At 67.9% G+C, this 26,862-nt stretch carries 26 protein-coding genes; 12 read left to right on the top strand and 14 right to left on the bottom strand.

What is annotated here, in order from left to right; genetic code table 11:
• Window positions 1-945: a helix-turn-helix domain-containing protein gene (locus IM760_RS09740; protein ID WP_204428718.1), complete on the top strand. Its 945-nt coding sequence runs from the start codon at window positions 1-3 to the stop codon at window positions 943-945.
• On the opposite strand, the gene IM760_RS09735 is transcribed toward IM760_RS09740, so the two are convergent.
• On the bottom strand, window positions 942-1,382 hold the full coding sequence (locus IM760_RS09735) for an acyl-CoA thioesterase (RefSeq protein ID WP_204428716.1): 441 nt from the start codon (window positions 1,380-1,382) through the stop codon (window positions 942-944). The genes IM760_RS09740 and IM760_RS09735 overlap by 4 nt on opposite strands.
• Window positions 1,383-1,480: 98 nt before the next feature.
• Between IM760_RS09735 and IM760_RS09730 the strand changes: the two genes are divergently transcribed.
• Together IM760_RS09730 and IM760_RS09725 are read left to right on the top strand one after the other, a co-directional pair.
• Window positions 1,481-2,551 carry a DUF748 domain-containing protein gene (locus IM760_RS09730; RefSeq protein WP_204428714.1) on the top strand — a complete coding sequence of 357 codons (1,071 nt, stop codon included), beginning with the start codon at window positions 1,481-1,483 and terminating at the stop codon, window positions 2,549-2,551.
• A 19-nt stretch (window positions 2,552-2,570) separates the two neighbouring features.
• A complete protein-coding gene (locus IM760_RS09725; protein ID WP_204428713.1) occupies window positions 2,571-3,077 on the top strand; it encodes a hypothetical protein in 507 nt (168 codons plus the stop codon).
• Between the two features lie 51 nt (window positions 3,078-3,128).
• Here the strand turns inward: IM760_RS09725 and IM760_RS09720 are convergent, their stop codons facing one another.
• Window positions 3,129-4,688 carry an FAD-dependent oxidoreductase gene (locus IM760_RS09720; RefSeq protein WP_204428712.1) on the bottom strand — a complete coding sequence of 520 codons (1,560 nt, stop codon included), beginning with the start codon at window positions 4,686-4,688 and terminating at the stop codon, window positions 3,129-3,131.
• A complete protein-coding gene (locus tag IM760_RS09715) occupies window positions 4,685-5,335 on the bottom strand; it encodes a gluconate 2-dehydrogenase subunit 3 family protein (RefSeq protein ID WP_204428711.1) in 651 nt (216 codons plus the stop codon). Before IM760_RS09715 ends, IM760_RS09720 begins: the two co-directional genes overlap by 4 nt.
• Window positions 5,336-5,513: 178 nt before the next feature.
• Here IM760_RS09715 and IM760_RS09710 point away from each other — a divergent pair, with 178 nt between their 5' ends.
• The 4 genes from IM760_RS09710 (at window position 5,514) to IM760_RS09695 (ending at window position 12,165) form a co-directional block, all read left to right on the top strand.
• Window positions 5,514-6,260 carry a hypothetical protein gene (locus tag IM760_RS09710; protein ID WP_204428710.1) on the top strand — a complete coding sequence of 249 codons (747 nt, stop codon included), beginning with the start codon at window positions 5,514-5,516 and terminating at the stop codon, window positions 6,258-6,260.
• Window positions 6,261-6,315: 55 nt separating this feature from the next.
• Complete coding sequence (locus IM760_RS19020; RefSeq protein ID WP_204428709.1) at window positions 6,316-7,749, top strand: Y-family DNA polymerase; 1,434 nt, start codon at window positions 6,316-6,318, stop codon at window positions 7,747-7,749.
• Entirely contained in the window at window positions 7,749-10,892 is a 3,144-nt protein-coding gene (locus IM760_RS09700; RefSeq protein WP_239549731.1) for an error-prone DNA polymerase, read from the top strand. The genes IM760_RS19020 and IM760_RS09700 overlap by 1 nt, the downstream gene beginning before the upstream one ends.
• A gap of 103 nt (window positions 10,893-10,995) precedes the next feature.
• Window positions 10,996-12,165 carry a saccharopine dehydrogenase family protein gene (locus tag IM760_RS09695; RefSeq protein ID WP_204428707.1) on the top strand — a complete coding sequence of 390 codons (1,170 nt, stop codon included), beginning with the start codon at window positions 10,996-10,998 and terminating at the stop codon, window positions 12,163-12,165.
• Between the two features lie 80 nt (window positions 12,166-12,245).
• On the opposite strand, the gene IM760_RS09690 is transcribed toward IM760_RS09695, so the two are convergent.
• Genes IM760_RS09690 through IM760_RS09680 form a run of 3 tightly spaced genes read right to left on the bottom strand, consistent with a single transcriptional unit; the run spans window position 12,246 to window position 13,489 of the window.
• Complete coding sequence (locus tag IM760_RS09690) at window positions 12,246-12,587, bottom strand: hypothetical protein (protein ID WP_204428706.1); 342 nt, start codon at window positions 12,585-12,587, stop codon at window positions 12,246-12,248.
• Window positions 12,577-12,918, bottom strand: coding sequence for an antibiotic biosynthesis monooxygenase family protein (locus IM760_RS09685; RefSeq protein WP_204428705.1), 342 nt, complete (start codon window positions 12,916-12,918; stop codon window positions 12,577-12,579). Before IM760_RS09685 ends, IM760_RS09690 begins: the two co-directional genes overlap by 11 nt.
• A gap of 28 nt (window positions 12,919-12,946) precedes the next feature.
• Complete coding sequence (locus IM760_RS09680) at window positions 12,947-13,489, bottom strand: DUF2244 domain-containing protein (RefSeq protein WP_204428703.1); 543 nt, start codon at window positions 13,487-13,489, stop codon at window positions 12,947-12,949.
• 205 nt (window positions 13,490-13,694) lie between these two features.
• Here IM760_RS09680 and IM760_RS09675 point away from each other — a divergent pair, with 205 nt between their 5' ends.
• Window positions 13,695-15,776: an LTA synthase family protein gene (locus tag IM760_RS09675; RefSeq protein ID WP_239549730.1), complete on the top strand. Its 2,082-nt coding sequence runs from the start codon at window positions 13,695-13,697 to the stop codon at window positions 15,774-15,776.
• A complete protein-coding gene (locus tag IM760_RS09670; protein WP_204428701.1) occupies window positions 15,776-16,870 on the top strand; it encodes an NAD(P)/FAD-dependent oxidoreductase in 1,095 nt (364 codons plus the stop codon). Before IM760_RS09675 ends, IM760_RS09670 begins: the two co-directional genes overlap by 1 nt.
• Before the next feature lie 37 nt (window positions 16,871-16,907).
• Here the strand turns inward: IM760_RS09670 and IM760_RS09665 are convergent, their stop codons facing one another.
• Window positions 16,908-17,099, bottom strand: a complete 192-nt coding sequence (locus tag IM760_RS09665) for a hypothetical protein (RefSeq protein ID WP_204428700.1) — start codon at window positions 17,097-17,099, stop codon at window positions 16,908-16,910.
• Between the two features lie 134 nt (window positions 17,100-17,233).
• On the opposite strand from IM760_RS09665, the gene IM760_RS09660 reads away from it, so the two are divergent.
• Window positions 17,234-17,506, top strand: coding sequence for a hypothetical protein (locus IM760_RS09660; RefSeq protein WP_204428857.1), 273 nt, complete (start codon window positions 17,234-17,236; stop codon window positions 17,504-17,506).
• A gap of 91 nt (window positions 17,507-17,597) precedes the next feature.
• Here IM760_RS09660 and IM760_RS09655 read toward each other — a convergent pair whose 3' ends face one another.
• The 6 genes from IM760_RS09655 to IM760_RS09630 all read right to left on the bottom strand — a co-directional run bounded on the left by IM760_RS09655 (window position 17,598) and on the right by IM760_RS09630 (window position 23,337).
• The gene (locus IM760_RS09655) at window positions 17,598-18,314 is read right to left on the bottom strand and encodes a proteasome-type protease (protein ID WP_204428699.1); all 717 of its coding nucleotides are present in this window, start codon (window positions 18,312-18,314) and stop codon (window positions 17,598-17,600) included.
• Window positions 18,315-18,339: 25 nt separating this feature from the next.
• Window positions 18,340-19,131 carry a transglutaminase family protein gene (locus tag IM760_RS09650; RefSeq protein ID WP_204428698.1) on the bottom strand — a complete coding sequence of 264 codons (792 nt, stop codon included), beginning with the start codon at window positions 19,129-19,131 and terminating at the stop codon, window positions 18,340-18,342.
• Window positions 19,128-20,057, bottom strand: coding sequence for an alpha-E domain-containing protein (locus IM760_RS09645; RefSeq protein ID WP_204428697.1), 930 nt, complete (start codon window positions 20,055-20,057; stop codon window positions 19,128-19,130). The genes IM760_RS09650 and IM760_RS09645 overlap by 4 nt, the downstream gene beginning before the upstream one ends.
• Complete coding sequence (locus tag IM760_RS09640; RefSeq protein WP_204428696.1) at window positions 20,051-21,487, bottom strand: circularly permuted type 2 ATP-grasp protein; 1,437 nt, start codon at window positions 21,485-21,487, stop codon at window positions 20,051-20,053. The genes IM760_RS09645 and IM760_RS09640 overlap by 7 nt, the downstream gene beginning before the upstream one ends.
• Before the next feature lie 171 nt (window positions 21,488-21,658).
• Window positions 21,659-22,588 carry an electron transfer flavoprotein subunit alpha/FixB family protein gene (locus IM760_RS09635; RefSeq protein ID WP_204428694.1) on the bottom strand — a complete coding sequence of 310 codons (930 nt, stop codon included), beginning with the start codon at window positions 22,586-22,588 and terminating at the stop codon, window positions 21,659-21,661.
• Window positions 22,588-23,337: an electron transfer flavoprotein subunit beta/FixA family protein gene (locus tag IM760_RS09630; RefSeq protein ID WP_204428692.1), complete on the bottom strand. Its 750-nt coding sequence runs from the start codon at window positions 23,335-23,337 to the stop codon at window positions 22,588-22,590. The genes IM760_RS09635 and IM760_RS09630 overlap by 1 nt, the downstream gene beginning before the upstream one ends.
• A 524-nt stretch (window positions 23,338-23,861) precedes the next feature.
• On the opposite strand from IM760_RS09630, the gene IM760_RS09625 reads away from it, so the two are divergent.
• Window positions 23,862-25,517, top strand: a complete 1,656-nt coding sequence (locus tag IM760_RS09625) for a 4Fe-4S dicluster domain-containing protein (RefSeq protein ID WP_204428690.1) — start codon at window positions 23,862-23,864, stop codon at window positions 25,515-25,517.
• A gap of 86 nt (window positions 25,518-25,603) precedes the next feature.
• On the opposite strand, the gene IM760_RS09620 is transcribed toward IM760_RS09625, so the two are convergent.
• A complete protein-coding gene (locus IM760_RS09620; RefSeq protein ID WP_204428688.1) occupies window positions 25,604-25,846 on the bottom strand; it encodes a hypothetical protein in 243 nt (80 codons plus the stop codon).
• A 117-nt stretch (window positions 25,847-25,963) separates the two neighbouring features.
• On the opposite strand from IM760_RS09620, the gene IM760_RS09615 reads away from it, so the two are divergent.
• A complete protein-coding gene (locus IM760_RS09615) occupies window positions 25,964-26,851 on the top strand; it encodes a LysR family transcriptional regulator (protein WP_204428686.1) in 888 nt (295 codons plus the stop codon).
• Window positions 26,852-26,862: the final 11 nt, after the last annotated feature.

Raw genomic sequence — 26,862 nt, 5'->3', positions numbered from 1 at the left:
GTGCAGGCAATACGCAGTCACAACCCGGTTCCCTCGCCCGGCCATCAGGTGATCGAAGGCTTTCGCCCCTGGCAGAACTTCGTCAACTGCAATTTCCCCTGGCTGGAGATGAGCGCCAACAAGCAGCAGGACTTCCGCGCCGACGTGCAGCTGTGCAACTTCGACCACCGGGCGGTGGCGGTGATCCGCTCCGACTCCTGCCGGGTGCGCCGCACCGGCCTGGGCGCGCGCCGCGCCGAGGAAGGCCTGCTCAAGGTCATGTGGCAGCAGAACGGTCGCACCGCCGTGGAACAGGATGGCCGGGAAACCCTGCTCAATACCGGCGACGTCACCATCTGCGACACCGCCCGCCCCTACCAGCTGGCCATGCAGGACCACGCCCAGCTGGCCGTGCTGATGCTGCCCTACGAGGCGATTCCCGGCTGGGAACGGCTCAGCCAGCGGGTCTGCGCCCATACGCTCAACGACCGCACCACCGCCCGCGCCGCCCTGGCCGCGGTGATGGCGCTGATGGATCAGCCGGACGGCCCCGGCGGCAGCGCCAGCCCGGTGTTCCAGGCGGTGCAGATGATGTTGTCCGCGCTGCTGCACGGCGCCTCCGCCCCGGAACGGGCCGGCGGCGCCATCAGCCTGGACGTGGCCCACCGCCATGTGCTGGCGCACATCGACGATCCGGAGCTCAGCCCGGACGAACTGGCCGGTGCCCTGCACGTGTCCCGGCGCGCCCTGTACCGGTTGTTCGAAGAGCACCAGCTCACCCCGGGCCGCTTTATCCGCCAGGTGCGGCTGGACGCCATCCGCGAGGCCCTGGCGGCGCCGGACAACGCCCACCGCGGCATTCTGGACATCGCTCTGGACTACGGCTTCACCGACAGCGCCACCTTCAGCCGCGCCTTCAAGGCGGCCTTCGGCGTCAGCCCCAGCGAATGGCGGCAGTCGCGCTAATCCGCCTTGCTCAACGCCGCCAGCGCCGCGCGCAACGTTTCCGGAATCGGCACCGGCCGGCCACTGGCGCGGTCCACGAACACGTGCACCACGAACCCCAGCGCCTTGGCGGCGCCCTCCTCCCCAAACAACGCCAGACCATAGCGCACTGAACTGTTGCCCAGCTTGTCCACGCGCAGGCCCACGCAGAGCGCGTCCGGATAGGCGGCGGCCTCAAAATAGTCGCACCCGGAGCTGACCACATAGGCGATCACTTCGCCATCGTGGATGTCCAGTCCACCGTGATCGATCAGGTAACGGTTGATGGTGGAGTCGAAATAGCTGTAATACACCACGTTGTTGATGTGGCCGTAGATGTCGTTGTCCGCCCAGCGGCTGTCCACCGGGCACAGATAGCCGAATTCGTCGCGCAGCGGGCGCGCTTTGCTTTCACTCATGCACAGTCCTCGCGAAAATCGTGCGGGTGCGCGATGATAACCCGGGATCGCGGCCAACGCCGCTCCTCGTTCGCATAGCACAAGGACAGGCATTGCCCATGACACGACGTCGCCGTATCGCTCTCACCGTTCTGCTCTCCCTGGTCGCCCTGCTGCTGGTGCTGCACCTGGCGCTGCCCTGGCTGGTGCGCGATTACCTCAACAAGCAGATGGCCGACATGGGCGATTACCGGGGCCATATCGAGGACGTGGACCTGGCCTGGTGGCGCGGCGCCTACCGGCTGGAGGGCTTTACCATCGCGCGGGTGGACGGCGCCGTGCCGCAACCGCTGCTGGACGCCCCGGCCATCGATCTGGCGGTGAGCTGGCGGGCCCTGTGGGAAGACCACGCCCTGGTGGCGCGGGTACTGTTCGAGCGGCCCACCGTGACCTTCGTGGACGGCGGCGACGAGGGCGCCGATCAGACCGGCGCCGGCACCGACTGGCGGGCGCGGCTGCAGCAGTTGGTGCCGATCACCCTCAACGAAGTGCGCGTGGAGGACGGGCGTCTGGTGTTCCGTAATGATCATTCGGACCCACCGGTGGCCATCGAGGCCACCGATGTCAATGCCCGGGTCACCAACCTGACCAACACCCGCGACAGCCAGGGCACCCGGGTGGCCACGCTGGAGGCGCGCGCCCGGGTGCTCGGCGAGGCGCCCCTGGAAACCTCCGCCGCCTTCGACCCGTTCAGCGACCTGCGCGACTTCGACTTTCAATTGCGCGTCACCGACGTGGACCTGACCCGACTGAACGACTTCAGCCGCGCCTACGCCAATCTGGACGTGCAGTCCGGCCAGGGTGATCTGGTGGTGGAACTGAGCGCCCGGGACGGCCAGCTGGACGGCTACCTGAAACCGCTGCTCAAGAATTTGGACGTGTTCGACTGGCGCCAGGACGTGAGCGGACCGGACGGCTCGGTGCTGGGCGGCCTGTGGGAAGCCCTGGCCGGCGCCGTGCAGACCCTGTTCAAGAACCAGCGCCAGGACCAGTTCGCCACCCGGGTGCCGATCAGCGGCCAGGTGGAGCAAAGCGAAACCGGTACCTGGGCGGCGCTTTTCGGTATCCTGCGCAATGCCTTCGTGGAAGCCTTCTCGGCGCGTTTCGAGAACGGCGACAACGACGACTGACAGCCCACAGGAGACGCCCATGGGACCCCGCGCCCTGCTCGCCGGTGTTCTGCCCGCCGCCCTCGCCCTGGGCGGCTGCGTGACCGCGCCGGCCGGCGATTATCAGCCCAGCCCCAACCCGGCCCCCCGGGATCTGCGCGCCTATCAACTGCGCATCGACCCGCCGCTGCCGCCGGAGCAGGTGCGCGTGGAGGTGGTCTACCGGGCCGGCAAGCCGGAATGCCCGGTGACCCAGGCCGGCACCCTGGTGACGCCGGAGCGGCGGGGCCAGAGCCTGGTGTTCCGGGTGGCCCTGGACCTGTTCAACGACCCCCGCTGCGGCTGGCAGGCCAACCAGCTGTTCATTGCCCTGCGCGCCGGCGACAACTACCTGACCCGCTTCAGCGTGCCCCCCAGCGTGGACCAGCAGGTGCGCTGGTGCCGCCTCAACCCCCAACACGGCACCTGCCTGGCCCGGGAGAGCGACATTCTGCGCTACCGGGTGCCCGGGGAGGTGTATCGGGTCGTCATCACGCGCGGGCAGTAACCTCGCCCTCTTTCGTAGGAGCGACTGGGCGGCATTCCGCTTCCGTCGCGATCAACCCTTACCGACCATCCTCTCCGCGATCCGCGTGGCCAGCGCATACACCGTGACCTGCGGGTTGACGATGATCGAGGTGGGCAGCAGGCCGGCATCGGCGATATAGAGCCCTTTCACGTCATGGCATTCGCCGTCCACATTGACCACGCTGGTGGCCGGGTCGGCGCCCATGCGGGTGCTGCCCTGGGGGTGGTAGCTGACCATGCGCAGATGCTGGGGGGCGTTTTCCAGGCCGTCCACGGCGCGGTCGATGTCCGCCTCGGAGCGGATCACGCGGCGGTCGCTGGACGGCACATAGACTTCCTCGGCGCCGGACGCCAGGTGCAGCCGGGCGGCGGCCTTGAGGGCCCGTTTCATGGACGGGAAGTCGGCGTTGTCGAGCTGGTAGTCGATCACCTTCTGGCCGTCTTCCCAGCGGATGGTGCCCACGTTGTGATCGTGGATCAGAGTCACCAGCCCGGCCAGGTACTTGCTGTCGCGCATGAACGTCATGAACGGTTCGCCACTGCCGGGCTCGGCGGTCATGCTCAGTTCCACCGGGCCGGCGCCGCCGTCCTCCAGCACGAAGCCGCCCTTGTCCGGGTGCAGGAATTCGTCCACGTAGACCCCCAGCATGGCGCCGCGCCAGGGGTGCACCGGTTCCGGGTAGCGGGCGGACACGTACAAGGACGGGTGGCAGGCGAAGTTGCGCCCCACCTGGCCGGAACTGTTGGCCAGGCCGCTTTTCAGCAGCAGCAGCGGCGTCTGCACCGCGCCGGCGGCCAGGATTACCCGCTCCGCGTTGACCGTCAGGTCCGCCACCTTGGCGCCGTCGTGGCCGGTGACCTGGGCGCGCACGCCCCGGGCCCGGCCGTTCTCCGCCAGCACCTCGGTGACCCGGGTGTCGGCGAAAATGCGCGCGCCGTGGGCGCTGGCCCAGGGCAGATAGCTGACTAGCATGGACTGCTTGCGCTCGGTCTTGCAGCCGGACAGGCAGTGGCCGGTGAGCGCGCAGTCGCGGATATTGCGTTTGAACGGCTTCACCGACCAGCCCAGTTTGTGGGCGCCGGCGCGGATCAGCCGGCCGTGCCGGGCGATTTCGTGTTCGCCGTTTTCGTGGATCGCCAGGTTGCGCTCCACCCGCTCGAAGTACGGGATCATCGCCTCCGGGGTCAGCTCGGCAAGCCCGAAATCCCGCCGCCAGTCCTCCAGAATGAAGTCCGGGGTGCGGAAGCACACGCACCCGTTGACCACCGTGGAGCCGCCCACGCAGGCGCCCTGCAGCACCAGCAGATCGCCGCTCTTGTTGGTCTGGCCACCGTGGTCCTGATAGAGGGTTTCCAGGCTGTGGGTGAAACGTTCGGTGAAGTCCTTGGAGGGGATGTAGGGGCCGGCCTCCAGAATCACCACCTTCTTGCCGCGCCGGGCCAGCTCGTAGCCGGTCACCGCGCCGCCGGCACCGGAGCCGACGATCACCACGTCCGCGTCCAGGGTCAGCCGCGACTCGCGCACATCCTCGGCGCGGGTTACCGCCAGGCCGGACGCTCGAAGCGGCTGGCCGTTTTGCGTTGCCGTCATGTGCTTTCCTCCGTGCGCTCTTTGCCGGGCTCTTCATTCGGCCCTTCATCAGGAAGGGGCGCGTTACCCAGATAGGCCAGCCCCCACCGCTCGGACACCGGCCCGTCGAACTCGATGGGCGGCCAGGTGGCCGGGTCGCTCCAGTAGGCGCTGTACACCAGTTGCTTGATCACCGTGGCCAGGGTGCGCTGGATCGCGTTGCCCCGGCTCCAGGCGTCGAAATAGTCGCGGGCGGTGGCCGGGTCCAGGTCCACGAAACGACGACCGTGAAACACCACCGCCGCGTTGTCGAACAGGCTCAGCCCGGTGGCCAGCTGGTCGCGCAACGGCGGCGCCATATAGCCCAGGGTGGTCCGCACATTGGCCACCACCGGCACCTGGTCGGTGCCCGGCAGGTCGGTGCCCTCGGTGGGCAGCAGCGCCACCCGGGCCCGGTCGAACAGATGGTATTCCTGGCGGCTCAGCCCCTCGGCCCAGGCGGGTTTGGCCTGCTCGTCCAGCGGCGAACGGCGCAGCAAAGCGAAGCCACCGGCGGCCACCGCCGCCACCCCGGCGGTCCCCGCCAGGGTCCAGGCCAGAAAGCGGCGCCGGCTCAGGCCACGCTGCCAAACGGCGGCGACACGGCGGGCGCGGTGTTGTGGTGTCATGGGGTCTCTCGGCGCTCGGAAACAAGCCTTTGAAGCTACTCAACCGTCCCGGGGAATACAATATGTTTACCCGCACAGGACGGATTGACCGTGGGGGACATGGCCACAAGCCTTCACCTTGCAGGCGGAAGCCATCTCGGATACTGTCCTTATGTACAGTATCCGAGTGTCTTTCCTGATGTCCTCCGCCTCTCTGCAACAACTGCTCGCCCGCCGGGACACCTGGTGGGGGCGCGACCCCGACGGCGCCGCCCACGGCGGCCGGCCCACCGGCTTCGCCGCCCTGGACCGGCTGCTGAGCCTGGGCGGCTGGCCCCGGCACGGCCTGGTGGAATTGCTGTGTCCACTGCCCTGCCCGCCCCTGTTGCATCTGGTGCTGCCGTTGCTGGCCGGTGACGAGCCCGGCGCGCGGCTGATCGCCAACCCCCCGGAACGGCCCAGCGCCGACACCCTGGCCCGGGCCGGGGTGCCGCTGGCTCAGCTTCTGGTGCTGCGCGGCGAGCGGGACGGGCTGCTGCGCGCCTGCTACGAGGCCGCCGCCAGCGACGCGCTCAGCCTGTTGCTGCTGTGGGCCCCGGGCGGCGCCCTGCCCACCGGCACCCTGCGGCGGCTGCATCTGGGCGCCCAGCAGGGCCGCTGCCTGCTGATGCTGGCCCGGCCACGGCGGGCGGCGCGCCAGCCCAGCCCGGCGCCCCTGCGGCTGGCCCTGGACTGCCCGGCCCCCGGCGAGCTGACGGTGACCGTGCACAAGCAGCCCGGCGGGCGCCCCGGCGACCAGTGCCGGCTGTCGGTGCTGCCCGAGCACCTGCGCCGGGCGCCGCCGGCCACCGCCACCCTGCCGGCCCTGACCCGGCGTCCGCGTCCCGCCCTGGTGGCACCGCCACCGCGCTTGCCGGCGCCACCGCCGCCCGAACTGCGTCCATGAAAGCTGCGTCCATGAAAGTCGTGCCCATGAGAGCCGCCCCAAGGAGAGAGACCGCATGACCCCGCTGTGGCTGGCCCTGCATTTTCCCCTGCTGGCCCTGGAGGCCGGGGACGGCCCGGTGGAGCGGCCCCGGGTGCTGGTGCACCAGCACCGGGTGCAGCTGGCCAACGGGGCGGCCCGCGCCGCTGGCGTCGAGGGCGGCCTGCGGCTGGCCACCGCCCGCGCCCTGTGCGAGGACCTGGAAGTGCTGGAGGCGGACGACGGCGCCCGGGAAGCGGCCCTGCGGCGCCAGGGCCAGCACCTGCTGGCGCTTACCCCCCAGGTGTGCGCGGCGCCGCCGGCCAGCCTGCTGCTGGAGGTGGGCAGCTGCCTGAAACTCCACGGCGGTTTTCAAGGGCTGATGGCGCGGGTGGACCGCTACCGCCTGCATTGCCCGCTGACCACCCGCCTGGGCCTGGGGCCCACGCCGCTGGCCGCCTGGCACCTCAGCGACCCGCCGCCCCTGGAAACGGTACCGGAACCGGCTCGGTTCCAGGCCTGGCTGGCGGCGCTGGATCTGGACGACCTGGATCTGGACGCGCGCCTGCGCGAGCGGTTGCGGGCGCCGGGCTTCCGTACCCTGGGCGATCTTTATCCGCTACCCCGGGCGGCCCTGGGCAAACGTTTCGGCGCCGGCTTCCTGGACTGGCTGCAGCGGCTGCTGGGCGAGAAGCCGGACCCGCGCCGGCCGCTGACGCCGCCCCGGCCGTTCCGTGAACGGCTGGAGTTCGACGATCCCCTGGACCGCCTCGACCACCTTCACGGCCCCATGAGCGAACTGCTGACGCGGCTGAGCGCCGACCTGGAGCGCCATCAGGAGAGCCTGACCGCGATTCGCTGGCACCTGCACCTGAACAATGGCCACCGGGACACCCTGGTGGTGCGGCGCGCCCAGGCCGGCCACGACGCCGCCACCTGGCTGGACCTGACCCGCCGGCGCCTGGAACATCAGGTGCTGGACGCCCCGGTGCTGGGCCTGGGTCTGGACGGCGGCCGGCCGCGCCCGCGTAACCCGGGCCTGGCGGATCTGTTCCCGGACCCGGGGGCGCGGGCGCCGCTGTCCGGGCTGCTGGAGAAGCTGGCCGCCGAGCCGGCTCTGCGGCTGTACCGGCCGGAGCGCGCGCCGGGCCATTTGCCCGAGGAAACCGAACGGGGCCGGCCGCCCTTCGAGAAAGCCGCGCGCCCCGCGCCGCCGCCGGACACGGCGGCCCCGCCGGAGGACCGGCCCCTGTGGCTGCTCGACCCGCCGCGCCCCCTGGCGGTGCGCGACAGCGTGCCCCACTGGCGGGACCGGCCCCTGACCCTGTTTCCCCAGGAGGAACGTTTCAGCCAGCCCTGGCACCACCAGGCCGCCCGCCGCTACCACGTGGCCCATCACCCGGACGGATTGTGTTGTTGGGTGTTTCAGGACGAGCGGGATAAGGGGTGGTGGTTGCAGGGGTTCTTCTGATGTCGTTCGCCGAACTCCATTGCACTTCCGCCTTCACCTTCCTGACCGGGGCCAGCCATCCGGAGGAGCTGGTGGCGCGGGCCCATGGGCTGGGTTACCGGGCGCTGGCGATCACCGACGACGGCTCCCTGGCCGGGGTGGCGCGCGCCTGGCAGGCCTGGAAAGACCTCGAAACCGCTTGCAAAAACGAAGGTAAGCCACTGAATTTCAAGCTGATCGTCGGCAGCCACTTTCGCCTCGACCAGGAACGGGGCGAGCTCCGTCTGGTGCTGCTGGCCCGCGACCGGCAGGCCTACGGGGAGATCGCCACCCTGATCACCCGGGGCCGCCGGCGCGCGCCCAAGGGCCACTACCAGCTGCACTGGCGGGATCTGGCGCGCATCGAGCGCCACGCCCTGTGCCTGTGGCTGCCCGCTGGCGACGAGCGCGACGAGGCCCACGCGGCGCTGCTGCGCGAGCACTTCGGCGAGCGGCTGTGGCTGGCCTGCGAACTGCTCCAGGAAGGCAACGATGCCCTGCGCTACCGCGCGCTGCACGACCTGGCCCGGCGTCACGGGCTGGCCATGACCGCCAGCAACGACGTGCATTACCACGTGCCGGAACGGCAGCGCCTGCAGGAGGTGTTCACCGCCCTGCGGCTGAACACCACCGTGCAGCGGCTTGGCGACCGCCGCTTTCGCAATGACCAGCGCCACCTGCGCGCGCCGGCGCGGCTGGCGGAGATTTACCCGCCGGCGTTGCTGGAAGAAGCCGCCTGGATCGCCGATCAGTGCCAGTTCGGCATGGACGAGATTCGCTACCAGTACCCGGAGGAAGTGGTGCCGCCGGGCCAGGACGCGGACCAGTACCTGGCCGCCCTCGCCCATCAAGGCGCCGAGGCCCGCTATCCGGAGGGCGTGCCGGACAGCCTGCGCGCCCTGATCGACAAGGAACTGGGGCTGATCCGCCAGCTCGGCTACGCCCATTATTTTCTTACCGTGCACGACATCGTCGCCTTCGCGCGCGGCCAGGGCATTCTCTGCCAGGGGCGCGGCTCCGCCGCCAACTCCGCGGTGTGCTACTGCCTGGGGGTCACCGAGGTGGACCCGGGGCGCAGCCAGTTGCTGTTCGAGCGCTTTATCTCCCAGGAGCGGGACGAGCCGCCGGACATCGACGTGGACTTCGAGCACGAGCGCCGCGAGGAGGTGATGCAGTACCTGTACCGCAAGTACGGCCGCGACCGGGCCGCCCTGGCCGCCACCGTGATCCGCTACCGCACCCGCTCGGCGGTGCGCGACGTGGGCCGGGCCCTGGGCGTGGACCAGGACGTGGTCGAGCGCCTCAGCGGCAACCTGGCCTGGTGGGACCGGCCGGATTCCCTGGTGGAACGATTCCGGGAGCTGGGCCTGGGCGGCTCCACCCTGGGCCGCCACTACCGGGAGCTGGTCCAGGAGATGGTGGGCTTTCCCCGCCATCTGTCCCAGCACGTGGGCGGCTTCGTGATCACCCGCGACCCGGTGCACACCCTGGTGCCGGTGGAAAACGCCGCCATGCCCGACCGTACCCTGATCCAGTGGGACAAGGACGACCTGGAGTCCCTGGGGCTGATGAAAGTGGACGTGCTGGCGTTGGGCATGCTCACCGCGATCCGCAAGACCCTGGACCAGGTCGGCCGCTACCGGGGCCGCCCTCTGGCCATGCAGGACATTCCCGCCGGCGACGAGGCCACCTACGAGATGCTCTGCCAGGGCGACAGCGTGGGCGTGTTCCAGGTGGAATCCCGGGCGCAGATGAACATGCTGCCGCGCCTGCGCCCACGCGCCTTCTACGATCTGGTGGTGGAGGTGGCGATCGTGCGCCCGGGGCCGATCCAGGGCGACATGGTGCACCCCTACCTGCGGCGCCGGGACGGCCTGGAGGAAGAGGACTACCCGGACGAAAAGGTCAAAGGCGTGCTGGAACGCACCTACGGCGTGCCGATCTTCCAGGAGCAGGTGATCCAGCTGGTGATGGTGGCCGCCGGCTTTTCCGGCGGCGAGGCGGACCGGCTGCGCCGGGCCATGGCACGCTGGGGCAAGAGCGGCGAGCTGATGCAGTTCGAGCACAAGGTGATCGAGGGCATGCGCGCCAACGGCTACAGCGGCGACTACGCGCGCCGCCTGTTCGAGCAGATGAAGGGCTTCGGCGGCTACGGCTTTCCGGAATCCCACGCCGCCAGCTTCGCCCTGCTGGTGTACGTGTCCGCCTGGCTCAAGCGGCACCACACCAGCGCCTTCTTCTGCGGCCTGCTCAACAGCCTGCCGATGGGCTTCTATTCGCCCTCGCAACTGCTGCAGGACGCCCGCCGCCACGGCATCGAAACGCGCCCCCCGGACGTGCGCCACAGCCACTGGGACCACACCCTGGAGGATACCCACCGGGAGAAGCTGGGCGTGCAGCCGGCCCTGCGGCTGGGGCTGCGTCAGATCAAGGGCTTCAACGAGGACGCCGCCGGGCGGCTGGTGGCGGCCCGCGACCAGGCGCCGTTTCGCGGCGTGCGCGACCTGTGCGAGCGGGCCGCCCTGGGCAGCCGCGAGCGCGAGGCCCTGGTGGCCGGCAACGCCCTGCGTGGCCTGAGCGGCCACCGCCATCAGGCCCACTGGGACGTGCAGGGCCTGGAGGCCCGGCGGCCGCTGCTCGGCGGTCAGGGCGAGGGCGACGCCGTTCACGACGACCATGATGGCGTCTACCTGGACGCCCCCTCGGAGCACACCTCACTGATCGAGGACTACCGCCACCTGGGGCTGACCCTGGGCCGCCACCCCATGGCCCTGGTGCGCCATTTGCCCCGCTTCAAGCGCTGTTACCGGGCCCGGGACCTGAAGCGGGCCCGCCCCGGCCAGCTGGTGCGGGTGGCGGGCCTGGTCACCAACCGCCAGCGCCCGGGCTCCGCCAAGGGCACCCTGTTCATGACCCTGGAGGACGAAACCGGCAACACCAATGTGGTGGTCTGGACCTCGATCCAGGAACGCTACCGGCAGACCCTGCTGAAGAGCCCGCTGGTGATCGTCACCGGCACCGTGGAGATCAGCCCGGAGCGCATCGTGCACCTGATGGCCGGGCAGCTGGCCGACGCCCGGGACGCCCTGGACGAGCTGGTGGTGCGCTCCCGGGACTTTAAATAAAACGACCGTCCTCGCCATCAAAAGGCCGTTCCCGCCCCTGCACGGGGCCCCCGTCGGGGGGCTATAGTGACGGCCACACTCATTACGAAATGGACAGCCGATCATGAGCAACGGGAGAGAGTTCGATCTGATCGTGTACGGCGCCAGCGGCTTCACCGGCCGACTGGTGGCGGAATACCTGGATCAAACCTATGGTGGCGACCTGAACTGGGCGCTGGCCGGCCGCAACGCCGAAAAACTGGAAGCGGTGCGCGCGGAAATGGGCATCAGTGAAAACGTGCCGGTGGTCACCGCCGACGCGGACCAGCCGGAGACCCTCCAGGCCCTGGCCGAGCGCACCCGGCTGGTGCTGACCACGGTGGGCCCCTACCAGCTGTACGGCGAGCCGCTGGTGAAGGCCTGCGCGGAAGCCGGCACCGACTACGTGGACCTGTGCGGCGAGCCGGCCTGGATGCGGCAGATGATCGACCGCTACGGCGACACCGCCCAACGGACCGGCGCGCGCATCGTGTTCTCGTGCGGGTTCGATTCCATCCCCTTCGACCTGGGCGTGTTCTTCCTGCAACAGCAGGCGAAGGCGAAAGGCCTGGCGCCGATGAGCCGGGTCAAGGGCCGGGTGCGCAAGATGAAGGGCACCTTCTCCGGCGGCACCGCCGCCAGCCTGAAAGCCACCCTGGCGGCGGCCAAGGACCCGGCCATCCGCGATCTGCTGGTGGACCCGTTCGCGCTGACCCCGGGCTTCAGCGGGCCGGCCCAGCCGCCGGCGGCGAAGCCGGAATACGACGACGCCCTGGGTACCTGGGCGGCGCCGTTCATCATGGCCGCCATCAACACCCGCAACGTGCACCGCTCCAACTTTCTGCTCGGCCACGCCTACGGCGAGGACTTCACCTATGACGAGATGATCCTCACCGGCGACGGCGACAAGGGCAAGGCCACCGCCGAGGCGGTGGCCCAGGACCGCTCCCTGGCCGGCGAGGACGCCCCCAAACCCGGCGAGGGACCGAGCAAGGAAGAGCGGGAAAACGGTTTCTACGATGTGCTGTTCCTGGGCGGCAACGACCAGGGCGAGCACCTGGCGGTGAGCGTGTCCGGCGACAAGGACCCGGGCTACGGCTCCACCTCGCGAATGATCAGCGAGAGCGCCCTGTGCCTGCTGCGCGACGCCACCGACACCGGCGGCGGCATCTGGACCACGGCGCCGGCCATGGGCGACAAGCTGATCCGGCGACTCACCGAGCACGCCGGCCTGAAGTTCAAGGTGGAAGGCTGAATTTCCAGCCGCGCCATCGCGGCGGAACCGCCGCTCCTACCCCGTTTCCGTAGGAGCGGTGGTTCCACCGCGATCCACGATCAAAGCGGCCCGAGGCTGCGAATCTCCAGCCAGCGCCCCCGGCCCGCCTCGTAATGAAAGGTGCCCACCACCTGAACCCGCTGGTCAAGATGGCCCCGGGCCTCTTCCAAGGGAGTCAGTTCCACCCGGTTGAGGTCGTCATCCTCGATCCAGTAATGCTCCGGATCGTCGAAGCCCCGCACCACCCCGCTGGTGGCCACCAGGCTGCCCTGGTAACTCTCCGGTTCGGCGGCCAGGGCCCGCAGCGGCGCCCCCTGGGGCGCGTCGCGGTAATCACAGCCGGCCAGCAACAGCATGGCCGCCAGGGCCGGTGCCGCGATCCGGCGCGCATTACCGCTCATGACCACTCTCGTTACCGCTGCCCGGCTGCGGCGGCACCCGCCACTCCGGCTCCTCGAACTCGCCCAGCGGGGTGATCTCGCAGGTGCGCGCGTGCTTTTCCAGGATCGCCTTGACCCGGGCGCTGCGGCTGTCGTCCTTGGCGTCCCGGTGCGCCTTGGAATCCCAATGGGCGATGGCCAGCAGCGTATCCGGCTCGCCGATCTTGCGGTGCAGATCGGTGCCCCGGGCGCCGGGGGTCTGCTGGATCACGCGGCTGGCCTCGATCCAGGCCTCGGCGTACTCCTCCACGGTGTAACCGTCCTTCATGCGGACTTCGAAGATGTACTTCATCACGGTTCCTTGCTTAACAGGGGCGGGTTCAGGGTCGGGCGGTCTGCCACCAGCGGTCCGAGGTTTCCATCAGGCCGGCGTCGCGCAGCGCCCGGCGGGCCTGCTCCCGCGCGTCCGCGTGCAGGAAGGCGCCCACTTCCAGACCGGTGCGGTCGTCGCGCAGGGTCAGGCGCATCAGGTCGACGGAGCGGGCCGGCAGGATCACGTGCAGATGGGCGTCCGGCCGGCTCAGTTCCCAGCGCCGGCGCGGCGGACCACGCACGCCCTGCTCGATCAGCACCCGGCCCGGCTCGATGGTGATGCGCTGGTACAGATAGCTGAGCCGGAAGCACACCCGGTGCATCAGATAGCACAGCAACCCCACCTCGAAGCCGGCGAACGGCAGCGCCAGCCAGATGCCGGCGGCGCTCCAGGCGGCGGCCACCACGAACACCACCGCCGCGATCAGCGCCATGAAACGCTTCACCTGGCGCCAATCGGCGGACAGATGGGGCCGCAGGGTGATCACCGTGGTGTCCGCCCGGTGTTCGCTCAGCACCGTGATCGACTCGGCGTGGGATCGACTCGGCATGGGATGGACTCGGCATCGGGTTCGGACCCCCGATGATCGCACCCCCGGCGCCATCAAGGGAAATCCGCGGGAACCGTGCCGCCGCGCCGGGGTCGGTAGGCGGTAGCCGCCGTGCCGGGCACGGCGCGATGACGGCGGTCGGCCCGGCCGGTAGCATGGGCGGCTTGTCGAGACACCGAACCTGATCGTTTCTGGAGGCACGCGCATGATGGGGTGGTGGCATTCCCGCCGGCTTCGCTTTCTGACCGCCTGCGCGGCGGCGCTGTTGATTCTGATGGTGCTGCTGCGCGCCGTGTTCTATCTGTTCTTCTCCGAAGTGGGCGACACCGTGGACGCCCCCGCCGGCCAGGTCTGGCGGACGCTGAGCGTGGGCCTGCGCTTCGACCTGCGCCTGACCCTGCTGATGGTGCTGCCGCTGGCGGTGCTGGCCTGGCTGCCGCGCTTCAATCTGGTCCGTTCCCGGGCCGCCCGGGGTCTGGCGTTGGTCTACCTGGGCCTGGCCACGCTGTTGCTGCTGCTCACCTACATTCTGGACTTCGGCCACTATGTTTATCTGGGCGACCGGCTCAACATCACCGCCCTGCGTTTTCTCCAGGACACGCGCATGTCCACGCAGATGGTCTGGGAGAGCTACCCGGTGGTGTGGATCACCCTGGGCTGGCTGGCCCTGAGCGCGCTGATGGTCTGGCTGTTCGCGCGCCTGTCGGCGCGCTTTCTGCTGCGCGACAAGCCGCCCATCCGCACCCGCTCCCTGTGGGCCGGCGGCGTGGTGGTGGTGCTGGTGCTGGCCTTCGGGCTGCTCGGCCGGGCCACCGACATCAACTGGGAGAACCCGGTGCCGCTGCGCTGGAGCGACGCCTTCGCCTCCGGCGACAAGGCGGTGGCGGCGCTGGGGCTCAACCCGGTGCTGTTCTTCTACGACACCAGCCAGCTGGACACCGAGCCCTACGACCTGGAGGCGGTGCGCCGCTATTACCCGATGATGGCGGACTTTCTGGCGCTGCCCGCCGACCGCCGCGGCGACCTGAACTACCGCCGCCACGTGACCGTGCAACCCCACCGCCTGGACACCGACCGGCCACCCAATATCGTGGTGGTGATGCTGGAATCCCTGGGCGCCAGCCGGGTGGGCGCCTACGGCACCCCGTTCGACCCGACCCCCAACCTGGACCGCATCGCCGAGGGCGGCTGGTTCTTCGAGCATTTCTACGTGCCGGTCACCGGCACCGCGAAAAGCATCTGGGCGTTTCTCACCGGCATCCCCGACGTGGCTCCGGAAGAAACCGCCAGCCGCAATCCGCTGATCGGCCACCAGCGCATGATCGTCGACCAACTGGACGGCTACCGGAAACTGTACATGGTCGGCGGCAACGCCGGCTGGGCCAATCTGGAGGGCCTGCTCACCCGCAGCATCGACGGCCTGGAACTGTACGAGGAAGGCGACTGGCAAAGCCCCAACGTGGACGTGTGGGGCATCTCCGACCTGGCCCTGTTCAAGGAATCCCACGCCATCCTGGACGCGATTCCCGACGACCAGCCGTTCTTCGCCTTTATCCAGACCGCCGGCAACCACCGGCCCTTCACCATTCCGCCGAACAACGACGACTTCCAGGTGCGCGACGACCTCAGCGAGGAACAACTGAACGGCAACGGCTTCAAGAACGCCGCCCAGTACAACGCGGTGCGCCTGCTCGACTACAACGTGGGCCGCTTCATGGACCTGGCCCGGCAAAGCGACTACTTCGACAACACCCTGTTCGTGTTCTTCGGCGACCACAACAACCGCATCACCACCCTGCCGCACATGCCGCGCTTCCAGGAAGCACTGCGCCTGGAAAGCCACCATGTGCCGCACATGATCTACGCCCCCAAGCTGCTGGAACCGCGCCGCATCCGCGAAGCGGTGAGCCTGATCGACGTGATGCCCACGGTGGCCGGCCTGATCGGCCTGGACTACGACAACACCACCCTGGGCCGGGACATCCAGCAGCCCGCCCCGGAGGGCGACCGCACCGCCTTCGTGGTATTGCGCGAAGGGCCCCGCCCGCAAATCGGCGCGGTCACCGCCGATCATCTGGCCCGGCTCAACCACGACGGCGAAGCCGCCAGCCTGCACACGCTCTACAGCGATAACCCGGAACAGGACCGATCGCAAACCGACCCGGACACCTTCAACCATCTGTTCGATCTGGCGCGGGGTTTCTACGAAACCTCCCGCTACCTGTTCTACGACAACGCCATCCGCGACCGCCAGAGCCGGGCCACCACGGACGGCGCGGAACCCTGATGGAGCGCGTCGGCACCGTGGTGGTGGGCGCCGGCGTGGTGGGCCTGGCGGTGGCCCGGGCCCTGGCGCGGACCGGGGAAACGGTGGTGATCCTGGAAGGCGAGGCGCGCTTCGGCGAACATCTGTCGTCGCGCAACAGCGAGGTGATCCACGCCGGCCTCTACTACCCGCCCGGCTCCCTCAAAGCGGAAAGCTGCCTGCGCGGCAACGCCCTGCTTTACGAATACTGCGCCGCCCGCGGCATCGACCACCGCCGCTGCGGCAAGCTGATCGTGGCCGGCCCCGATCAGCGGGACGCCCTGGCGCAATTGCTGGACAACGCCCGCGCCGCCGGCGCCACCGGGCTGACACCGATCAGCGCCCGCCAACTGGCCCGGGAGGAGTCGTGGCTGCGCGGCACCGCCGCCCTGCACTCCACCCACAGCGGCATCGTCGACAGCCACGGCCTGATGGCCGCCCTGGCCCGCGACGCGGAAGACCACGACGCCCTGCTCTGCCCCCGCCACCGGGTCACCCACATCGACTGCCACCCCGGCCGCTTCGACCTGGACGTTGAGACCGGCGACCAACGGTTCACGCTGCGCGCCGACCGACTGCTCAACGCCGCCGGCCTGGGCGCCGTGCCGCTGGTGGAAAAGATGCGGGGCTTCCCCGACGCGCAACGCCCGGACCAGCGCTTCGCCAAGGGCAACTACTTCCGCCTCGCCGGCCCCAGCCCCACGGACCGGCTCATCTACCCGCTCCCCGAAGCCCACGGCCTGGGCGTGCACCTCACCGTGGACCTGGCCGGCCGCGCCCGCTTCGGCCCCGACGTGGAATGGGTGGACCGCCCGGACTACCGGGTCGACGACGCCCGCCGCACCGCCTTCGAAACCGCCGTGCGCCGCTACTGGCCGGCGCTCCCCGCCGGCGCCCTGCAGCCGGACTACGCCGGCGTGCGCCCCAAGCTGATGATCGACGGCCAGCCCCACCCGGACTTTTTGATCCAGGACCATCGCCTCCACGGCCTGGACGGCCTGATCAACCTGCTCGGCATCGAATCCCCCGGCCTCACCGCCGCGCTGGCGTTGGCGGAGCGCATCGCGGCCGGGTGAACACGCGCACCGTCCTTGATTAGTGATTCCGAACGAATCAAAAAACGTTCCCGTTTGGCCTCAGACAGCGTACCGGCTCATCCTCAAGAGGATCGCGATGCTTGTCGTGCGCTTCGCGTTCATGGGTGGTGAGAAGGTCGTGATCCAGTGCACCCCTTCGGGCCAGCGCATCTAAAAATCCTGCCCAGCTTTTCGGATACGTTTTCTCGGATAATGCCGTTTTTTCCATGACAGACACCTCCTGACGGGCCATGCCAATAACTGCTTGACCCGTGCCGACGGGCTCACCGGTCATTTCCGAAAAAACCCGCATGCCCTAGGTTTGTCGACTCCTTAATCCATAACAATACTCAAGGAGGACACATGACGGTAAGTACCGTTCTGGGTTTGCTGCTGGTCGCCGTGGCGATCATTGTCATCGCCGCCATCACACGGGCTGTCGAGGCTCGCCGCACCAAGGACCAACCGCCACCCCAGCGAGTCGTCGTCACCGACATCCAGATGCCATTCAGTTCCATGGTGACCTTTATGGTGAAGTGGGCTCTGGCGTCCATTCCCGCCGCCATCATTCTCGGCCTGCTGGTGGTATTCGTTCTCGCCCTGGCCGGCGCTCTTGGTCCGTACAACTCATTCTAGGTGGCCCGAGCCCGCTTCCCAGCGGGCTTTTTCGTATAAGCCTCCCAGGTTTCTCCCTTCTGACAGTGCTTGAACAAGTAGGAGTCACCTTTCACCACTTCAAATTCGGAATGCGATGAAACACATCGCGCAGGCCCACGGACCAGGCTTCGCCGAGCTGGTGAAAGCCTTCGTGGTGCTCGTCCAGGTTGAAGTGTTCGCTGGCGATAAAGCTGCCGCGCCGGTAGCGCAGGACGTCCAGGGGCAGGCCCACCGAGAGGTTGGAGCGGATGGTGGAGTCGATGCTGATGAGGGCGCATTTGATGCCGTCGTCCAGGGAGGTGTGGTAGTCGATCACCCGGTCGAGGATGGGTTTGCCGTATTTGGTTTCGCCGATCTGAAAGTACGGGGTGTCCGGGGTGCATTCGATGAAGTTGCCTTCCGGGTAGATCAGAAACAGGCGCGGGGGTTCGCCCTGGATCTGGCCGCCGACGATAAAGCTGCTGCCGAAGTCGACGCCCTGGCCCTGGCCGGCGTCGCGGGCCACCACTTCGCGGCCGGTGGCGCCGACGATGGTGGCCACGTCGTACATGGTGGCGGCGCCGAACAGGTTGGGCCGGTCGCTGTTGAGGCGCATGCGCATCAGGCTGAGCACGCTCTGGGTGGTGGCCAGGTTGCCGGCGGTCATCATCAGGATGACGCGTTCGCCTTCGATGACGAATTTGTGCAGCTTGCGGTAGGTGGCGATCTGGTCGACGCCGGCGTTGGTGCGGGAGTCCGCCGCGAACACCAGCCCGTCCTTGAGCGCCATGGCCACGCAATAGGTCATTGCCGAACTCCCGTTGCCGCCCGCCCTATTGCTCGGCGCCGGTGAGGCGCACGTGGGCCACCGCGTTGAGCGATTCCACGCCGCCGCCGTAACGCACGCCGCGTACCGGGCAGGCATCCAGATAGTCGAGACCCACCGCCAGCTTCAGGTGATGCCGGGGGCGGCGGGTCTGGTTGGTGACGTCGAAGGTGTGCCAGCGGTCGTCCCGCCAGACCTCGGCCCAGGCATGGCTGGCCACGTGTTCGCTGTCGTCGCTGTAAAGATAGCCGCTCACGTAGCGCGCGGGTATCCCCAGGGCGCGGCAGCAGGCCAGAAAGACGTGGGTGTGGTCCTGGCAGACGCCCTGCCCGCCCCGGTAGGCGGCGGCGGCGTCGCTGGCCACGTCGGTGACGCCGGCGGCGAAGGGCATGTCGTCGAGGATGCGCTGGCTGAGCCGTTCCAGGCTGTCCAGGGAGCCGGCGCCCTCATAGTCTCGGGCCAGGTCGGCGAGGGCCTCGTCGGTGGCGGTGAGCGCCGAGGTGCGCGCGAACACCAGCGGCGACAGGCGGGCGTCGTCGTCTTCCCGGTCCTCGTCGACGATCTCCACTTGGCCCCGGGCGGTGAGCTCGATGCTCTGGTGCGGGTGGTCCAGGGTCAGCACGTGCAGGATATTGTCGAAGCCGTCGGCGGCGCGGGTGGCGTGCTCCGGCAGGTCCAGGTGCCAGTCCAGGATGCGCTGGCGGCGCGAGGGCCTCGGCGTCAGGCGCAGGTACTGGGTGCTGTGGCGGACCCGTTCGGAGTAGCGGTACTCGGTGCGGTGCCGGATCGAGAGTTTCATACCACCTCCAGGTATTCCTCGCGGATGGTGTCCGCCAGTTCGTTGACGCGGCGCAGAAAGTCGGTGAGGTATTCGTGCAGCCCGGTGTCCACGATATGGTCCAGGTCGCCGTACTGCAGGCGGGCGAACTGCACCGCGGCCAGCCGTTTGGATTGCTGGCCGGCGTGGCCTTCGATGGCGGGCAGCAGTTCGCACAGCATCTGCATGCAGGAGCGCAGCGAGCGCGGCACCTCCGGACGCAGGATCAGCAGCTCGGAGACCCGCTCGGCGTTGATCGGCTCGCTGTAGATTTCCCGGTAGGCCTCGTAGGCGCCCACCGAGCGCAGCAGGGCGTGCCAGCGGTAGAAGTCCACCGCGCCGTCGCCGGCGGCGCGACCGATCTGATGTTTGACGTCGAGGATGCGGGCGGTGTTGTCGGCCCGCTCGATAAAGGTGCCCAGCCGCAGGAACCGGAAGGCGTCGTTGCGCATGCTGGTGCCGTAGGTGGCGCCCCGGAACAGGTGCGAGCGGTTTTTCACCCAGTCGAAGAATTCGCTGGCGCCGTAGCCCTCCAGTCCCAGCTCGCGGATCTCGCGCAGTTCCAGCCAGGTGCTGTTGACGCTTTCCCACATTTCCGCGGTGATTTTGCCGCGCACCGCGTGGGCGCTTTCGCGGGCGGCGCGCAGGCAGTGAAAGATGCTCCCCGGGTTGCCGTCGTCCAGGGTGAAAAAATGCATCACTTCATCCACGCGGATGTCGTCGTGGCTGGCCTGATAGCTGGCCAGGCTGCCGGTGATCACCAGCGGCGCGGTGATCTCCTCGCGGGCGTCCACGGCGAACGGAATCAGCGACAGGTTCCAGGCCACGTCGAGCATGCGCGCGGTGTTCTCGGCGCGTTCGAAATAGCGCGACAGCCAATACAGGTCGGCGGCGGTGCGGCTCAGCATGATCCGTCCTCCAGCACCCAGGTGTCCTTGGTACCGCCACCCTGGGAGGAGTTCACCACCAGGGAGCCGGCGCTCATCGCCACCCGGGTCAGGCCGCCGGGCACCAGCCGGGTGTCCTTGCCGCTCAGCACGAAGGGCCGCAGGTCGATGTGCCGGGGCGCGATGCCCTCGTCCACGAAGATCGGGCAAGTGGAGAGCGACAGGGTGGGCTGGGCGATGTAGTTGGCCGGCCGCGCCCGCAGGCGTTCGCGGAACGCTTCGATCTCGGCGTGGCTGGCCGCCGGGCCCACCAGCATGCCGTAGCCACCGGCGCCGTGGACCTCCTTGACCACCAGTTCCGGCAGGTGGGCCAGCACATGGTCCAGCGCCTTGGGGTCGCGGCATTGCCAGGTGGGTACGTTGGCCAGGATCGGCTCTTCGTCCAGGTAGAAGCGGATCATGTCCGGGACATAGGGGTAGATGGACTTGTCGTCGCCCACCCCGGTGCCCACCGCGTTGGCCAGAATCACATTGCCTTCCCGGTACACCGACAGCAGGCCCGGCACGCCGAGCATGGAGTCCGGGCGGAACGCCAGGGGGTCCAGGTAATCGTCGTCGATGCGCCGGTAGATCACGTCCACCCGCTGCGGGCCGGCGGTGGTGCGCATGAACACGAAGCCGTCCTTGACGAACAGATCGGCGCCTTCCACCAGCTCGATGCCCATCTGCTGGGCCAGGAAGGCGTGCTCGAAATAGGCGCTGTTGAACCGGCCCGGGGTCAGCAGCACCACCGTGGGATTGGGCACGGCGCCGCTTTCCTGGAGCGTCTCCAGCAGCAGCGACGGGTAGTGCTCCACCGGCGCCACCGACTGGTGAGCGAACAGCTCCGGAAACAGGCGCATCATCATGCGCCGGTTTTCGATCATGTAGCTCACCCCGGACGGGGTGCGCAGGTTGTCCTCCAGCACGTACCAGGTGCCCGCGCCGTCGCGGATCACGTCCACGCCGCTGATGTGCGAGTAGACCCGGTTGGGCAGGTCCAGGTCCTGCATGCAGGGCTGGTATTGGGCGTTGCCGAAGATCTGCTCGGCGGGCACCAGCCCGGCGCGGACGATGGTCTGGTCGTGGTAGATGTCGTGCAGGAACAGGTTCAGGGCACGCACCCGCTGGATGGCGCCCTGCTCCAGGCGCCGCCAGTCGGCGGCGGGGATCACCCGGGGCAGCGCGTCGAAGGGAATCAGCCGCTCGGTGCCACTCTCCTCGCCGTAGACGTTGAAGGTGATGCCGACCCGGTGAAACTGAAGCTCGGCCTCCTTGCGCTTGCGCAGCAGGCCGTCGTGGGCCTGGCCGAGCAGCCAGCGGTGATAACCTTTGTAGGCGTCCCGGACCTTGCCGCCCGGCAGAATCATCTCGTCGTAACCGGACACGTCCGGCAGGGATAGTGGCCCCATGGCGCTCTCACTGGCACGGCCCGGCTCCTTGCCGGTCCCTGTCTCAGTATGAGCAAAGCGCGTGCCAGAAATTGTAAAGCTTTGCGAAGGGAACGTGCGCCGCTTTGGTGCACCGGAAACGAAAAAGCCCGGCGCGAGGCCGGGCTTTTCGGAACCGAGGTCGAATCGGGCTCAGAGCTTGCTGTCCAGCTCCGGCACCGCTTCGAACAGATCCGCCACCAGGCCGTAGTCGGCCACCTGGAAGATCGGGGCTTCCTCGTCCTTGTTGATCGCGACGATCACCTTGGAGTCCTTCATGCCCGCCAGATGCTGGATGGCACCGGAGATGCCCACGGCCATGTACAGGTTCGGCGCCACGATCTTGCCGGTCTGACCGACCTGCATGTCGTTGGGCACGAAGCCGGCGTCCACGGCGGCGCGGGAGGCCCCCACGGCGGCGCCCAGCTTGTCGGCCACTTTGTAGAGGATCTCGAAGTTGTCGCCGTTGCCCATGCCGCGGCCACCGGAGATCACGATCTCGGCGCTGGCCAGCTCGGGACGGTCGGACTTGGCCAGTTCCTCGCCCACGAAGGAGGAGATGCCGGCGTCCTTGACCACGTCGCAGCTTTCCACGGAGGCGGAACCGCCCTCCTCGGCCACCGCGTCGAAGGAAGTCGGACGCACGGTGATCACTTTCTTGTCGTCACCGCACTTCACGGTGGCGATGGCGTTGCCGGCGTAGATCGGGCGCTTGAAGGTGTCGCCATCGACCACTTCGGAGATCTCGGAGATCTGGGCCACGTCCATCAGCGCGGCGGCGCGCGGCGCGAAGTTCTTGCCAGTGGTGGTGGCGGCGGCCAGGATGTGGCTGTAATCGGCGCCCACTTCGGCCACCAGCTCGGCGATGTTCTCGGCCAGCTGGTGCTCGTAGGCGTCGTTGTCGGCGCACAGCACCTTGCTCACGCCCTCGGCCTTGGCGGCCTGCTCGGCCACGGCGTTGCAGCCCTTGCCGGCGACCAGAACGGTGATGTCACCGCCAATTTCCTTGGCGGCGGCGATGACGCTGAGCGTCGCCTTGTTCAGCGCGGCATTGTCGTGTTCGGCGTAGACTAAAACACTCATCAGATCACCTTCGCTTCGTTCTTCAGTTTGTCGACCAGCTCATCCACGGAGCCCACCATGACACCGGCCTTGCGCTCGGCCGGGGTTTCCACCTTCTCGATGGTGACGCGCGGGGTCATGTCGACACCCAGGTCCGCCGGGGATTTCACGTCCATCGGCTTCTTCTTGGCCTTCATGATGTTGGGCAGGGAGGCGTAGCGCGGCTCGTTGAGGCGCAGGTCGGTGGTCACCACCGCCGGCAGCTTCAGTTCAACGGTCTGCAGGCCGCCGTCGATCTCGCGGGTAACCTTGACCTTGCCTTCTTCCACGTTCACTTCGGAAGCGAAGGTGCCCTGGGGCATGCCGGTCAGCGCGGCCAGCATCTGGCCGGTCTGGTTGTTGTCGTCGTCGATCGCCTGCTTGCCGAGGATAACCAGTTCCGGCTTCTCTTCGTCAACGATGGCCTTGAGGGCCTTGGCGATGCCCAGCGGCTGCACGTCTTCGTCGGTTTCCACCAGGATGGAGCGGTCGGCGCCCAGCGCCATGGCGGTACGCAGTTGTTCCTGGGCGGCCTTCGGACCGATGCTCACGGCCACGATTTCGGACACCACGCCTTTTTCCTTCAGGCGCACGGCTTCTTCCACGGCGATTTCGCAGAAGGGGTTCATGGCCATTTTGACATTGGCGAGATCGACACCGGAGTGGTCCGCTTTGACACGAACCTTAACGTTGTAGTCGATGACTCGCTTGATGGGTACAAGAACCTTCATAGGATCCTCGGAATCTTCCACTTGGTGACTTGAATCGTTCCCTGCCGCGGCTGCCACAAACCAGGGTTTGGAAGCCCACCGAGCCTTGTGGCAACCCGGTCCCCGGGAGGGACGAAAACGACGAAAAAGGCGAGACGACGCCGAACACGGGGCCCCGCGCGAGGTCCGGTATCTTGAACGCCAACCCCGGCAAGGTCAATAGGCCGAAAATGTGTAAGCGGATGATTTCTCTGCCAATTGTGTTCATTATTCATGACCCGCCGGTCGCCCATTTTGTTGAAAATCAATCACCTGGCGACGGATAATCCAAACACTCGTTTGAGCATTTGTGAAAGAGAGTTTCACATCTGCCCAATTGGTGGTGCCGTCCGTCGGATGCTTATATACTCGCGCCACCCCAAGAACCTCCGCCCGCACCGGCCAGGCCACACGGCCTCAGGCTCACGGCGTCACGGCGAGGTCCCGGCCGGCCCCTACAAGGCACTATAAGGGCCGTAACGCAACCGAAAGCTAGGAGACAGGCTGTGGAACGCGAATCAATGGAAGTCGACGTAGTGATCGTCGGCGCCGGCCCCTCCGGTCTGGCAACCGCCTGCCGGCTCGGCCAAATCGCCCAGGAAAGCGGCCAGGAACTCAGCGTGGTGGTCGTCGAGAAGGGCTCCGAAGTGGGCGCCCATATTCTCTCCGGCGCGGTGTTCGAGCCGCGCGCGCTGAATGAACTGTTCCCCGACTGGAAAGAAAAAGGCGCGCCGCTGAACGCTCCGGTCACCGCCGACGAAATCTACTATTTCACCGGTGCCGACAAGGCCAGCAAGGTGCCCGGCCCGTTCGCGCCGAAAACCATGCACAACGAAGGCAACTATGTGATTTCGTTGGGCAACCTGTGCCGCTGGCTGGCGGAACAGGCGGAAGGCATGGGCATCGAGATCTTCCCGGGCTTCGCCGCCAGCGAGATTCTCTATAATGAAGACGGCTCCGTGAAAGGCATCGCCACCGGTCAGATGGGCGTCGCCGCCGACGGCGAGCACAAGCCCAGCTACGACCCGGGCATGGAGCTGCACGCCAAATACACCGTGTTCTCCGAAGGCTGCCGTGGCCATCTGGGCAAGCAGCTGATGGAGAAATACAACCTGCGCGAAGGCGTGGACCCGCAGCATTACGGCATCGGCATCAAGGAACTGTGGGAAATCGATCCGTCCAAGCACAAGAAGGGCCTGGTCATGCACAGCGCCGGCTGGCCGCTGAGCGAATCCGGCTCCCCGGGCGGTGCCTTCCTGTACCACCTGGAAGACAATCAGGTGACCCTGGGTCTGATCACCGATCTGGCCTATTCCAACCCGCACGTCTCGCCGTTCGACGAGATGCAGCGCTGGAAGACCCATCCGGAAGTGAAGAAGTATCTGGAAGGCGGCAAGCGCGTCAGCTACGGCGCCCGTGCCATTTCCAAGGGCGGCCTGCAGTCGCTGCCGAAGATGACCTTCCCCGGCGGTATTCTGGTGGGCTGTGACGCCGGCACCCTGAACTTCGCCAAGATCAAGGGCAACCACACCGCCATGAAGTCCGGCATGATGGCCGCCGAGACCATCGCCAAGGCGATCGCCGACGGCCGCGCCGCCGACGAGCTGAGCGAGTACAAGGCCACCTTCGAGAACAGCTGGGTTTACGAAGAACTGCACCAGCAGCGCAACTTCGGCCCCGCCCAGCACAAGTTCGGCAACCTGCTGGGTTCCGCCTTCGCGTTCGTGGACCTGAACATCTTCAACGGCAAGCTGCCGTTCACCATGCGCGATACCACTCCGGATCACGACACCCTGAAGCCGGCGGATCAGTGCAAGAAGATCAACTACCCGAAACCGGACGGCAAGCTGACCTTCAACAAGCTGGATTCGGTGTTCCTGTCCAACACCAACCATGAAGAGGATCAGCCCTGCCACCTGACCCTCAAGGATCCGAGCATCCCCATCGAGTACAATCTGCCCAAGTACGACGAACCGGCGCAGCGCTATTGCCCGGCGGGCGTGTACGAGGTGGTGACCGACGAAACCAGCGGCGAAAAGCGGTTCCAGATCAACGCGCAGAACTGCGTGCACTGCAAGACCTGCGACATCAAGGACCCGACCCAGAACATCGTCTGGGTGGCCCCGGAAGGCACCGGCGGCCCGAACTACCCGAACATGTAAGCGGGTCCCCTCGCCGGAAACCAAAAAGCGCCCCTCGGGGCGCTTTTTTTATGCGCTTCACCGGTCGGTCGGATGTAGGAGCGACTTCAGTCGCGATCAGCGCCGGTGCCGTCTTCATCGCGACTGAAGTCGCTCCTACCGCCGCCAGGTACCACCGGCGCGGCGTCCTGGTGACGTTCGAGGCGGCGCAGGCGCCGACGTTTCAACCAGCCGCCCACGCGGGTTTCCAGGGCGTGGATCAGGCCCAGGGGCGGCATCGCCGGCATATACAACTCCGGTTCCCGCGGACGGCGCGGGCGCGGTGCGTGTTCGGTATCGGGCAGACTCATGGCGGACTCCTTCGCGGGCTGCGTGTGCTTGAAGAACGCCCAGCATCGCCGCCGGTCTTTGTTCAATCCAACGAAAAGATCTACACTCACCTTTCAGATTTATTGAAAGGTACCGCCATGACGGCCTCCGCCCCTTCTCCCCCACCGCTGCTGGATACCGACGTGCTGCGCAGCTTCGTGGCCATCGCCGAGAGCGGCAGCTTCACCCGCGCCGCCCGGCAGGTGTTCCGTACCCCCTCGGCGCTGAGCATGCAGATCAAGCGGCTGGAGGAAACCCTCGGCCACCCGCTGTTCGTGCGCGAGGCGCGCCAGGTCAGGCTGACGCCGGAGGGCGAAATGCTGCTCGGCTACGGCCGGCGGCTGCTGAAGCTGAACCAGGAAGCGGTGGCCCGGTTTCTGTCGCCGGCGCTGGACGGCGTGGTGCGGCTGGGCACGCCGGACGACATCGGCACCCGCATCCTGCCCCAGGTGCTGAGCCGCTTCGCCAGCGGCCACCCGGCGGTGCAGGTGGAGGTGGTGGCCGGTCGCAGCGGCGATCTGGTGGGCCGCATGATCGATGAAAAGCTGGATCTGGTGCTGGTCACCGAAGGCAACGACGATCTGGCGCCCGGCCTGGGGGAAGTGGTGCACAGCGAGCCTCTGGTGTGGGCCGGCCGGGAAGGCGGCGTGGCGGCGCAACGGTCACCGTTGCCGCTGTCGCTGGCCAGCCACGGCTGCGCCTGGCGGGGCATGGCCCTGGCGGCGCTGGACCAGGCCGGCATCGACTACCGTGTGGCCTACAGCAGCGAACATTGCGCCGGCCAGGAAGCGGCCATGCTCGCCGACCTGGCCATCTCCCCCTTCCCGCGCAGCCTGGTGCGCCCGCCCCTGCGGCGGCTGGGCGCCGAGCACGGTCTGCCGCCGCTGGGCGAGTACCGCATCGCGCTGCTGCGCGGCGAGTCGTTGTCCCCCGCCGCCGAGGCGCTGGCCGCCCGGGTGGTGGAGGCGTTCCAGGAGTGGCGCTGAACCGCGCCCGG

This window comes from Alloalcanivorax marinus (assembly GCF_016906305.1).
Lineage (GTDB): Bacteria > Pseudomonadota > Gammaproteobacteria > Pseudomonadales > Alcanivoracaceae > Alloalcanivorax > Alloalcanivorax marinus.
This window is presented reverse-complemented; position numbering and strand designations above follow the sequence as displayed.